This is a genomic window from Deltaproteobacteria bacterium (assembly GCA_026129095.1).
In the GTDB taxonomy this organism is placed as follows: Bacteria; JAGRBM01; JAGRBM01; order JAGRBM01; family JAHCIT01; genus JAHCIT01.
In genome coordinates, this window is the sequence record JAHCIT010000010.1 from 53,419 (window position 1) to 65,204 (window position 11,786).

9 protein-coding genes are annotated in these 11,786 nt (G+C 60.2%); 1 reads left to right on the forward strand and 8 read right to left on the reverse strand.

What is annotated here, in order from left to right:
* The 6 genes from KIT79_13745 to KIT79_13770 form a co-directional block, all read right to left on the reverse strand.
* Positions 1-1,845, reverse strand: a complete 1,845-nt coding sequence (locus KIT79_13745; protein ID MCW5830365.1) for a PAS domain S-box protein — start codon at positions 1,843-1,845, stop codon at positions 1-3.
* A 56-nt stretch (positions 1,846-1,901) separates the two neighbouring features.
* Positions 1,902-3,386: a trehalose-6-phosphate synthase gene (locus KIT79_13750; GenBank protein MCW5830366.1), complete on the reverse strand. Its 1,485-nt coding sequence runs from the start codon at positions 3,384-3,386 to the stop codon at positions 1,902-1,904.
* Positions 3,386-4,210, reverse strand: a complete 825-nt coding sequence (gene otsB, locus KIT79_13755; protein MCW5830367.1) for a trehalose-phosphatase — start codon at positions 4,208-4,210, stop codon at positions 3,386-3,388. The genes KIT79_13750 and otsB overlap by 1 nt, the downstream gene beginning before the upstream one ends.
* A 7-nt stretch (positions 4,211-4,217) precedes the next feature.
* Complete coding sequence (locus KIT79_13760) at positions 4,218-5,462, reverse strand: glycosyltransferase (protein ID MCW5830368.1); 1,245 nt, start codon at positions 5,460-5,462, stop codon at positions 4,218-4,220.
* Between the two features lie 4 nt (positions 5,463-5,466).
* Positions 5,467-6,153 carry a hypothetical protein gene (locus KIT79_13765; GenBank protein MCW5830369.1) on the reverse strand — a complete coding sequence of 229 codons (687 nt, stop codon included), beginning with the start codon at positions 6,151-6,153 and terminating at the stop codon, positions 5,467-5,469.
* Positions 6,154-6,275: 122 nt separating this feature from the next.
* Positions 6,276-8,225 carry a potassium transporter Kup gene (locus KIT79_13770; protein ID MCW5830370.1) on the reverse strand — a complete coding sequence of 650 codons (1,950 nt, stop codon included), beginning with the start codon at positions 8,223-8,225 and terminating at the stop codon, positions 6,276-6,278.
* Between the two features lie 151 nt (positions 8,226-8,376).
* On the opposite strand from KIT79_13770, the gene KIT79_13775 reads away from it, so the two are divergent.
* The gene (locus KIT79_13775; GenBank protein MCW5830371.1) at positions 8,377-9,150 is read left to right on the forward strand and encodes a sulfite exporter TauE/SafE family protein; all 774 of its coding nucleotides are present in this window, start codon (positions 8,377-8,379) and stop codon (positions 9,148-9,150) included.
* Here the strand turns inward: KIT79_13775 and KIT79_13780 are convergent, their stop codons facing one another.
* Together KIT79_13780 and KIT79_13785 are read right to left on the reverse strand one after the other, a co-directional pair.
* Entirely contained in the window at positions 9,151-11,337 is a 2,187-nt protein-coding gene (locus KIT79_13780; GenBank protein MCW5830372.1) for a molybdopterin-dependent oxidoreductase, read from the reverse strand.
* 99 nt (positions 11,338-11,436) lie between these two features.
* Complete coding sequence (locus KIT79_13785; GenBank protein MCW5830373.1) at positions 11,437-11,709, reverse strand: TMEM165/GDT1 family protein; 273 nt, start codon at positions 11,707-11,709, stop codon at positions 11,437-11,439.
* Positions 11,710-11,786: the final 77 nt, after the last annotated feature.

The following is an 11,786-nucleotide window of genomic DNA, read 5'->3' on the forward strand; positions in this document are numbered from 1 at the left end:
TCATCCCAAGGACGGGGGCCGGACCGGCAGGATTACCGTCATTGTCGTGCCCTCACCAGGGGCGCTTTTCACCTCGATGCGGCCGCCATGGGCTTCGACCGATCGGTGAGTGATGGCGAGGCCAAGGCCTGCTCCCCGGTTCTTGGTCGTAAAAAACGGTTCAAAAATACGCTCCTGCATTTCCGGCGGAATCCCCTTGCCGGTATCGGTTACGGTAACGCGGCACCACTCCTGGTCGCAGGCAATGTGTGTGCGGATCGTACCCGAGTTGTTCATTGCATGCGCGGCATTGATGAGCAGGTTCAGGAACACTCCGCGGAGAAGCTCCGTATCGCCTGTGCAGCGGGCCTGGTCCCCGGATAACTCGACATGGACTTGCCGGAAGTCGGCATCCTGTGATGCGTTTCTGACAGTCTCCTGAAAGAGGGAAACCAGATCGAGTGGCATAAACCGGGGCACTCGTGGCCGGGCATAGTTGAGCAGCTCGGTCATGGTCTTATGGAGGGTATCAATCCGGTCAAGGATACTCTGGATGATCTTGAGGTCGGGGTTGTCGGCGGGCATCCGGCGGGCGATCACCTGAAGGGCCCCGCTGATTCCGGCGAGCGGGTTCTTCACCTCGTGGGCCACGACGGCCGACATTTCCCCAAGCCTTGCCAGTGTGGCCTGTTCCTGCATCTGCCTGACCGTGCGCTGCCGGGCCGTTTCGGCCTCCACCATCGGAGTGATGTCGAACCGGATCGACACGTACTGATAGGGCTTTTCGTCCCGCCCCAGAAACGGGATAATGGTCGTGGCTACCCAGTAAAAGCTTCCGTCTTTCCGCTTGTTGCGAATGATCCCACGCCAGGTTTTCCCTGACTGGATCGTGTTCCAGAGATTTTCCATAAAGGGCCTGGGGTGCAGACCGGAGTTCAGTATCCGGTGGTCGCGGCCAAGTAGCTCGTCACGCGAGTAACCGGATATCTCGCAGAACCGGTCATTGGCATAGGTAATGAGCCCCTTGCTATCGGCAATGGCGACAATGGCGGCCTGATCGAGTGCGAACTTATAATCCTCCAGGTTCTTAAATGACTGCTGCAGGTCTTCCTGGTAACGGCTGAGTTCGCTGCGGGACCGGGCGAGCTGGTCCTGGGCGCGGCGTGAATCGGTCACGTCGATGCCGGAACTGATGGTCCCGGCAATGCGGCCGCGACCGTCCCTCAACTCGGTATTTCGCCAGGAAATAGTCCGGATTTCGCCCGTGCCGGTAAGCACCGGATTTTCAAACCGTTCAATCCGGGTACCGTCGCTCCTCAGGTTCATGCTGTGGACGAGGGCGATCTGGCCGCGGTGGCTGGGCGGGATAAATGATTCGATCCAGTTTTTTCCGATGATCTCTGCTTCGGGCAGACCCAGCAGCCGGCTGCCCGCCTCATTGATCCGCAGGACGGTTCCTGCGGGATCGAGCACGACATAAATGATGTCCGCAGTGTCCAGATAGTTTTTGAGTTCTGTTGCACTCGCCGCTGCTCCCGGCTCGATACGCTGGCGGAGCAGAACGATGTATGCCGTGAGCCAGATGCCGGTGAGGGGCAGCAGCATGGCCGCGAGCGAGGCGGCCAGAGTTTCTCCACTGGCCGGAGCATGGAGAATGACGGCCGCTAGTGACGAGAGCAGGGCCAGCAGGAAGGTGACGGCCCGGTACGGCTGCAGGACGGCTATGACCACAGGCAAAACCAGCGCCGCATCAATCGCCGCACCATCCGGCGCCCACGGCGAATGATGCCATGCCGTTGCACCGGCTATGAGGGCGCAACCTGCGCCAATAGTCAGGGCTGTCCGTGTGGAGTCCTTTATAGCCATTCTGGAAACAGCATGCCGCGCCGCGTGGTGGGCGAAACTGATTTAAGTCATATGGCTCAGATTGAAATGCCGGGCGTATAGTCCGGCACGGGCCCGCGGATCGGGAAATGGCGCAAATCCCGGTCGATGACGGCCTGCAGAAAGTCGTTCACCCAGCGACCGATGTTATCCCGCTCGACGATACGGCGGAGCTTACGCATACGCGTCCGTCTTTCTTCCGGAGACATGATAATCGCCTGGTGAATAGCTGCACCCATCCCTTCGATATCGAAGGGATTGACGAGCAGGGCCCCGGACTGGAGCTGGCCGGCCGAACCGGCGAATTCACTTAAGATCAGTGCTCCATTCAGGTCGGACTTGCAGGCGCAATACTCCTTGGCGACAAGATTCATACCGTCTTTCAGCGGCGTCACCAGGGCTACGTCGGCGACCCGGTAGTTGGCGAGCAGTTCAGCCCGGTTGAGATTCCGGTAGAAGTAGTGGATCGGCACCCAGCCGAGCTGGCTGAACTGACCGTTGATCCTGCTGACGAGCTGCTCGATTTCGGTCTTGAGTTGCCGGTACTGAGGGATGATCTGGCGGCTGGGAACTACGACCTGTACGAAAGTGACGTGCCCCTGCAGTTCAGGATGCTTTTTCAGGGCTTCCTCAAACGCCCGAAGCCGGTGGGGGATCCCTTTGGTATAATCCAAGCGGTCCACGCCGAGAACGATCTGCCGGTTTGGCAATTCACGATGGATTTTTTCCGAACGGGCAATAACAGATGGTTCCTGCGCACCTCTGGAAAATTCATGGAAATCGATACCGATAGGGAAGCTACCGACACGAAGTTTTCGTCTGCCAAAGGTGATGTCGGAGAGCGGGCCACGGGTTTTGATCCTCACTCCATCCACCAGCATCCGGACGCATTGGAGGAACTTCCGGTGATCACGGATGGTCTGGAAACCAACCAGATCGAACTGCAACAGGCCCCGCAGGACATCGGCTCGCCAAGGTAGCTTGATGAAGTTGTCCGGAGACGGAAACGGCGTGTGCAGGAAGAACCCAATCCGGTTGGGTACTTTCCGGTTACGTAACTCATGGGCTACGTTCATCAGGTGATAGTCATGCACCCACAGAAAGTCTCCTGGCTCAAGGGAGTGGATAATCACGTCGGCAAACCTTCTGTTCACACGCCGGTAGGCTTCCCAGTACGAGGGGTCGAAATTGCAGGGTGTAATGAAATCATGGAACAGGGGCCAGATGATCTCGTTGGAAAAGCCAAGATAGAATCTGTCCACGTCGTTCTGGCTGAGTGGTACCGGTTTCAGGAAAAAGCCGGTGTCGTCATGATAGTCGCTGAGGAGCTGCTCGGTGTTGGCCTTTGGATCGGAGGTGCCGGGCCATCCGATCCACATGCCGCCACGGCTCCTAAGTAGCGGCGTCAGCGCCGTCACAAGGCCCCCTGAACTGGGTTTTGCCTGCCAGCGGTTCCCGGTCTGTTCGACGGTTACTGGCAGCCGGTTGGCCACGATGACCAGCCTTTGAGTATTCCTTTTCATTACTCTGTTACCCTGGATATTTTTCCGGTACCCAAGCGGAGGCTGAGCCAGCTTTCCAGTAATCCCTGAAGCTCTTCGGGCGATTCCAGGCGCCAGTGGGCGGCGGTAGGCCGGGTGGCGGGGCCAACCTGTATCCCCAGTGCATTATCCGGCAGCACTGCAAAGGCGTCCTCATCGGTCAGATCGTCGCCCGCATAAATGGCGAAGGTATTGGGAGGAGATTCGGAAATGATTTGCGAGACGGCCGTTCCCTTGTTGGTTTCCCCTGCTTTCAGTTCCAGTCCGCCATCGAAGGGGTGCAGCAGCAGTTCATGGTTATGTGCGATCTCTCCCCATGCCGCAGCAGTCCAGTGCCGGATACGGACGATCTCTCCGGAAGAGAGCCCACGCCAGTGGATCGCCACCGAGGCGGCTTTCCGTTCAATCTGCGGGGAAAAGCCGGCATCGCTGGCGACTTTCATGGCCAGGTCAAGGCCGGCCCGTGCGAGTGCGGGGGGCTTCCGCCGGTCCAGTTGTCCACTGGAACGGCGGACCTCCCACCCATGGGCACCCCAGATATCGGGAAGGGGATCGAAGCGGAGCAGTGCAGCCACTTCATCGGCTGGTCGCCCGCTGACAATAGCCACATGGACGGCCGGGGCGTTCATCCACGACTTGAGGACGGGCAGCACCCAGGGTGACGGGTACGCCAGATGTCTGTCAGCCTGGAATGGGGCGAGAGTCCCGTCATAGTCGAGCATCAAGACCAGTTCAGTGCCATTGGTGATTCGCCGGTTGACCGCATCGGGGTCAGGCTGGGGTCGAAGCACCTTCACTGGAGGCATTACCTTTCTAATCCAGTTCTATTCGCGGTCCAGCACCGGTGGCGAGAGCAACCATGAGTGTGAGGTATTCTCTCAGGTGCCGGGTGATCAGGAAGTTGTCGCGAACGAACTTCCGGGCCGTCTTCCCCATTGAAGATGCCAGCTGGGGATGTCCCAGCAGGTAACGGATACGGATGGCCGCACCTTCCGGAGTGCTGACGAGGAAGCCAGTGTGGTGATTGATCACCTGGAGCCGGATTCCACCGGTGTCTCCGCCGATTACCGGTTTCCCTTTCCATAGCGCTTCCGTGACGGTGAGGCCGAACCCCTCACGGGTCGATTTCTGCAGGACGATATCGGAAGCCCGCTGGAGCGCGTTGATCGTCCGGTGTGCATCGGAAGGCAGCAGGAGAAGATGCAGGTCGGGGTCGTCTCCGGCGGCATTGCGGACTTCGTTCAGGACTGCGGCTCCCTCCGGGTCGTCGTCGGCACCGCCGCCGGCCAGTACGAGCTGAAGTCCCGGCACATAGCTTTTCGCCAGCCGGTAGGCGGCGATCACGCCGACCGGATCCTTAAAACGGTCAAAGCGGGACACTTGGGTGATGATCGGCCGGTTGCGATCGAGATTAAACCGTTCGCAGGTGGCGACGATTTCCGTCTCGGGCAGATCTGTGTTTTTCTCGCTCAGGGGATCGATGCTGGGCGGAATCAGGTATTGGGGGTGCGGGAGTGATTGAGCGAAGTCGGCCAGCGAAAAAATACTGGCATCATAGTGGCCTACAATTTCACGCAAGTATTTCCAGACCGGCCGATGAGGACGGCTCGCATCGATATGACAGCGCCAGACCCATTTGCCTCGCCGGTTTGGACAATGCTCCAGGAGCCGTGCCGGCTGGGGATCATGGATGAAAACGATATCGGCTTCTTCAAGAACAGGACGCAAACGCTCGGCATTCCGGGCATTCGTTTCCTCATAGGAGCGGAGCAGTGAATCCGGAATCGCAATGTGCTCACCCTGCAAGGCGTTATGAAAACTCTTGGTGCAGACGTAAAAGTCCGGATTGCCATCAATGACTTCCCAGGAAGCATCTATTCCCAGTTCGTGCTTGAGAGGTATGAGCCGGTGAAGGATTTCGGCGACACCTCCTCCGGCGCGGGTGGAGTTGACGTGAACCACCTTGAGGCCTTTCAGATGGCGGCCAAGCTGGCGAAGGTGGTTGATGACATCCGGACCGGTGGCCGGGAGATAGTCGTCGAGTTTCAGTATTCCCATGCCGTCACGCTCCTTTCCCGCCGAGATGACGTGCAAACAGTGAACCGAGACGGGAACGGAGTTCCGCGAGCGAGGCCAGGTACGGGTCGACACTTCGTATGTTCGTTCGAAGCTGGTCGTACGCCGGGCCGAGACCTTCCAGCCAGACGCTGAAGTCATCCGTCTTGAGCGGCTCGCGGCGGCGGGCATCGATGAAATGGTAGTAAATGCTGCCAAGAGACAGCTTTGGCATCAGGTCAATGAAGTCTTCCGGGCGGGCGGCTGAAAAGTGGGTGTCCAGAATCACAAGCTGTCCGCGGATGAAGTGGATCGCCTCCCCTGATTTCGCCCACGGCACATGCTCCATGCTGTCGAGCCGTTCCTCGATGATATCCACCAGTTCGCGGCGGAGTTCATCCAGGTCATGGAAGTCGGAGGGGTCAACGACTGCGAGCCGTTCGGCGAGCACGGCATCATGCAGGCCGTGCCGTGCCCAGACGGCGAAGTCGTTGCTGTATTCGGGGTCGTCGAACTGCGGACGGAGCAGTCCGCCCCAAAAATGATGGTAAATGCTCTCGGCATCCACCGTGAGCAGGTGGTCGCGGAACTCACGCAGGTTCTGGGCCCGCCGGCCGGTGGCGATAGAGATCAACGCGCAATCCTTGATGGCAAAAGGGCGGTCCTGTGGACCGCCAGTGGCTGGAGTAGCCATGACGGAAGTCCTCAAATTGGTCCTAAGGGTTGATAGTTATCCCCGCATATAAGCGGGGCGCTGATTGGCTGCCAGTATAGCTTGAATGGCACTTTTTCCCAAGGCGTGAAACGGCCGTCGCACTACATCTCGATCTGGACGCCGACCTCGATCACGCGGGAGGGGGGCAGGCCAAAGTAGGCCATCGATTGCCGGGCTGCTCGTGAGATGAGTGAAAACAGCTTTTCACGCCAGATGGCCATTCCCCTGCGCTTTGAAGGGATCAGCGTCTCCCGTCCGAGGACATAGGTAAGGTCCATTGGGTTCAGGCTGAGCCCATGATCCTTGCACAGGGGAAGGATCAGCGGGATATTCGGTGACTGCATGAAACCGTACCGGATCAGCACGCGGTAGAACCCCTCGCCCAGTTCCTGGACCTCAATGCCCTCGCGGATGTTGGCAAACGGGGTTTCAAGGGTTTCGACTGTGAGCAGGACCACCCGCTCATGGACCACGCGGGAGTAGCGGAGCAGGTGGAGCAGCGAGTGGGGCACGCCGGCCGCGCTGCCGGTGAGATATACCGCCGTCCCCTTGACCCTCGGAATGCTGTTGTCATGGATGTCACGGAGCAGCACTTCCAGCGGGATATGCAGTTCGCGCAGCCGCTCACCCAGGATCTCCCGTCCGCGGCGCCAGGTGGTCATCACCGTGAATACGAGGGCGCCAACCAGAAGCGGAAGCCACCCACCCTCATGGACCTTGATGATGTTGGTGGAGAAAAACGCCAGATCTATGGACAGAAACAGAACGGTGACCGGAATCGCCGCCCAGGCGGGCCACTTCCAGAGGTGACGCATGAGGATGAATGCGAGCGTGGTGGTGATGACCATCGTAGTCGTCACGGCGACGCCGTAGGCATGCGCGAGCGAACTGGAGCTGCGGAACTCGAGCACAACGAGGATGGTCGCTGCCAGCAGCAGCCAGTTCACGACCGGGACATAGATCTGGCCGATTTCCTCGGAGGAGGTGTGGCGGATTTCGAGCCGGGGCAGGTATCCGAGCTGGACCGCCTGCCGTGTGATCGAGAAGACGCCGGAGATGAGCGCCTGCGAGGCGATGACAGTCGCCGTGCTGGCCAGCACGATCAGCGGATAGAGGAACCAGCGGGGCGCCAGCAGGTAAAAAGGGTTCCGGGCTGCCTCTGGATCGGTGAGCAGCAGGGCGCCCTGGCCAAAGTAGTTGGCAAGCAGGGCAGGGAATACAAGGCCATACCAGCCGATCCGGATCGGTTTTTTCCCGAAATGTCCCATGTCGGCATAGATCGACTCGCATCCGGTGACGGCCAGAAACACGAAGCCGAGGACCACGAATGCCTGGTGCCCATAATCCAGGAAAAACCGGACGGCATGGACCGGATTCACTGCCCCGAGGATCTGCGGCGCGGCCCCGATGGCATTGACGCCGAGGCCGAACAGGGTGGCAAACCAGACCACGATGATCGGGCCGAATACCGATGCCACCTTTCCTGTACCGAACTTCTGCACAGAAAAGAGTCCGAACAGGATACAGATGGAAATGGGAACGACATATTGTCCAAGTCCGGGCGCGGCGATCTCGAGCCCCTCGACGGCGCTCATGACTGAAATGGCCGGGGTGATGAGCCCATCGCCGTACAGCAACGCTGCGCCGAAGATACCCACAGGAATGGCAAACCAGTGGAGGTGCCTGGCCGGAGACTCGCCGCGGGGAGGCGCAATCATTGCCATGAGCGACAGGATGCCGCCCTCGCCCTTGTTGTCGGCCCGGAGAATCAGAACGAGATACTTGACCGATACGATCAGCGTCAGGGCCCAGAAGATGAGTGAAACAACACCCATGACCGAGCCTTCACTCACCGGAACCGAATGGCTGCCGCTGAAGCATTCCCGGATGGCATAGAGGGGGCTTGTGCCGATGTCGCCGAATACGACGCCAAGGCTGCCGAGAACAAGGACACCAAGCCGGCCGTGGCCCGCCGGGGAACGTCCGGCTGTGCTGCCGGCTGAACTGGCGGCGTCCGGGCCTTGTGGGGGTGATGGGGGGGTGGAACTCATGTGCTTGGCAAAAGGTGGAACGGGACGGCGGAAACCGGCGGAACCCTCCTGCCTTTATGGATGTGCGTTAGCCAGCCCGTTCGGGTAGGGCAAGTTGGGTTCTGGCCCCGCTCTTTCCGAAACCTGCTGCTGCCGCTAGGCTCGGCCCCCTGTGTACGGGACATACGATCTTTCCCAATTCCATCTGGCCGCGCTGATTGCCGCCGGTATCGCGTCCGGCTTCATCAATACCGTGGCCGGGGGCGGTTCCCTGCTCACGCTCCCGGCGCTGATGCTGATCGGGCTTCCGGCGGACCTGGCCAACGGAACGAACCGCCTGTCGGTGCTGGCCCAGTCGGCTTCGACCGTGCATGGTTTCCACAGTGCCGGAAAGTTCGATACGAAAGCGGCGGTGGCGATACTGGGGCCCGCAGTCGCTGGTTCCCTTGCCGGCTCGGTGGCCGCAGCCTGGCTTCCCCCAGGAATCCTCAAACCCGCTCTGCTGGTTTCGATGGTGGCGATCACGGTCCTCGTTGTTGCCCGTCCCGACTGGATGACTCCGCCGGAGGATCAGCGGCCCTATACCGTGGCAGAGCGGCCGTCGGCGGTCTTCTGGCTGTTTGGTGTCGGAGTTTACGGCGGCTTCGTGCAGGGTGGGGTTGGCTTCCTGTCGCTGATGCTGCTGTGCGGACTGCTTCGTTATGATCTTGTCCGTGCCCACGCGCTCAAGATTGCCATTTCTGGAGTATTCGGTGTCGTGCCACTGGCGGTGTTCCTGTTCGCCGGGCAGGTCCTCTGGATACCCGGGCTCATACTCGCCGCAGCGACCGTAGTGGGCTCGCGTCTGGGTGTCCGGTTCGCCATCGGTGCCAGCCAGCAGGCACTGAGATGGTTTCTGCTCGTCGCCGTCGTCGTGGCGACAGCGGCGGCGTTCATAAAAGGGTAGTTACGCCCTTACCACTTCCACCGGTACACCGTTCAGGATGGCGTTGCCGACAATCGGTTCCAGCAGCCTGTCATCGGTGAGATCGTTGCAGCTCACCCCGGCAAATTCGCTGGCGACGCCAAGTTTGACACCTGGCCGTGCATGGCCCCATCCGTGGGGCAGACTCACGACTCCGGGCAGTATCTCGTCGGAAACAGCAATCTTCGTTGTGACTTCTCCCACGCGGCTTTTGATACGGACACTGTCGTGATTCCTGAAACCGAGCCTTTCGGCATCGTCCGGGTGCATGATGAGATCGCACCGGACGCCGCCTTTCACCAGCGATCTGGCGTTGTGGGCCCAGGAGTTGTTAGTCCGCAGGTCACGGCGGCCAATCAGCAGCAGCTTGCCGTTGGGCTTCTGCCCGTTGGCCGCAGCGAGTTCACGCATCTGGCCTTCCAGGCGCCTGAGCTCGCCGAGCATCAGCTCGTGATCAAGGTGGATTTTCCGGTCCTTGCTCTGCAGCACCCGGTCGAGCGCGGGGCGAAGCGGCCCCAGATCTATTCCCTTGGGATTTTCCTCCAGCTTTTTCAGCGACAGGCCGCGCTTCCACGGCAGGAACTTGTCGCCATAGGGACCGGTGCGGAGCAGAAGATCCAGGATCGTTCGCGGAGTGGGCATCACCTTTGCCATCCGGGCGGCCCTTGCCGCCAGTTTTGCGGCCGGGTTTTTCGACTTTTTCTCGATGAGGCGCAGGTTTAGGTCAGTAAGGATATCCGATTCATGCATCGTGCCGGGTTCGGGCTCCAGCACCGGCGGGGAGTATTTCGTCGTATTCCGGACTGCGAACATATGGAAAGCGAACTCGTAGTTGTCGTGCTCCAGTGACCACGTGGGCGGCAGGATAATGTGCGCGTGGCGGGTGGTTTCGTTGGTGTAGATGTCGAATGCCACATAGAACTCAAGCTGGCTGAACGCCTTGTCGAGCTGGTTGCCATTCGGCGTGGAGAGCACCGGATTACCTGCGATCGTGACCATGCCGCGTATCTGCCCGTCACCGGGGGTGAGAATCTCCTCGGCGAGACAGGCGACCGGCAGTTCGCCGTTGAACTCCGGGACGCCACGTACCCGGCTCCGCCAGACGTCGCGGTGACCCTGAAGCCCCAGACGCGGGGCGTTGGGGAGCAGATCCACCGCCGGATGGGTGAACATGGCACCGCCCTCGCGGTCCAGGTTACCTGTGACCAGATTGAGCGCATCCACCAGCCACGACGAAAGCGTGCCGAACTCGTGCAGACAGGTGCCGATGCGGCCGTAGCAGACGGCCGATGGCGCACCGGCGAAGTCCCGTGCGAGTTGCCGGATCTTTTCGGCGGGGAGGTCCAGCGCCGGAGCCACGGCTTCCGGCGTAAAAGGAACCGTTTTCGATCTCACGGCGTCAAGGCCGGTCGTCAGCCGCATCGCGGGGCTGTCTTTCTCCAGCTTTTCAGCGAAGATCGTGTTTAGAATTGCCGCGATCAGCAGCGCATCTGACCCTGGCCGGATGGCGATGTGGTCATTGGCGAGCCTGGCGGTTTCGGTGCGCCGCGGGTCCACGACGACGATCTTCCCGCCTCGCCGCTGGATGTCCTTGAGACGCGTACGGATATCGGGCGCAGTCATGATCGAGCCGTTGGAGGTCATGGGGTTGGCGCCAAGGACCAGCAGAAACTGGGTGCGGTCCAGGTCTGGTATGGGCATCGAAAGGATGTTGCCGAACAGGAACAGGCTGGAGGCGTGCTTGGGGTTCTGGTCCACCGAGCTTGCCGAAAACTTGTTCTTCGTGTGCAGGGTCTTGAGTAGCTGGATGCCGAACATCGCCGTCCCGAAGTTATGGGCCGACGGATTACCCATGTAGGCGGCGACGGCGTTCTCGCCGTGCCGCTTCTGGATGCCGGCGAGCTTCTCCGCCGTCTCGGAAAGCGCCTCTTCCCACGAAATCCGCTGCCAGCCGCTCGCCGTTCGCCGCATGGGGAATTTCAGGCGGTCAGGGTCTTCCTGTATCTCCTTCAGGGCGAATGCCTTGGGACAGATATGGCCGCGGCTGAAGGGGTCGTTCTCGTCGGCACGGATCTTGACGACCCGGTTGTCCTCCACGTCAATCAGAAGGCCGCATGTTGCCTCGCACAGGTTGCAGGTCTTGTGAACGGTTCTTGCTTCGCTCGTCATGACGGTCCCCCCAAGGTTCAACAGGGAAAGCCTAGCCCGGTCCGGCGGCTAAAGGGGAGGGGGCCCGGAAAGAGCATGGGGGCAACAGGAGGGAGAGTGCTACACCCGGTCCATCCACACGAGTACGCCGATCACTATAAAAGCTGTCCCGGCGATTTTCTTCAGGACCGGAGCGGGGATGGCGCGAGTGAGTGCCTCGCCGAACAGGACGCCGAGGAGCGTGACGACAACGAGTGCGAGACTCGCGCCCAGAAATACGGCGACAGGCTTGTGGGTTTCAGAAACGGCGGTAATGGCGGCGAGTTGGGTCTTGTCTCCAAGCTCGGCAAGAAAGATGACGCCAAAGGTGGCGCTAAATACCTTCCAGTCCATAAAACAGGCTCCTTCGTGGACATGCCGGGCCAAACCGCAGCAGCCAGCAACAATAGCGGGCTGAAGCTGGGAAATCC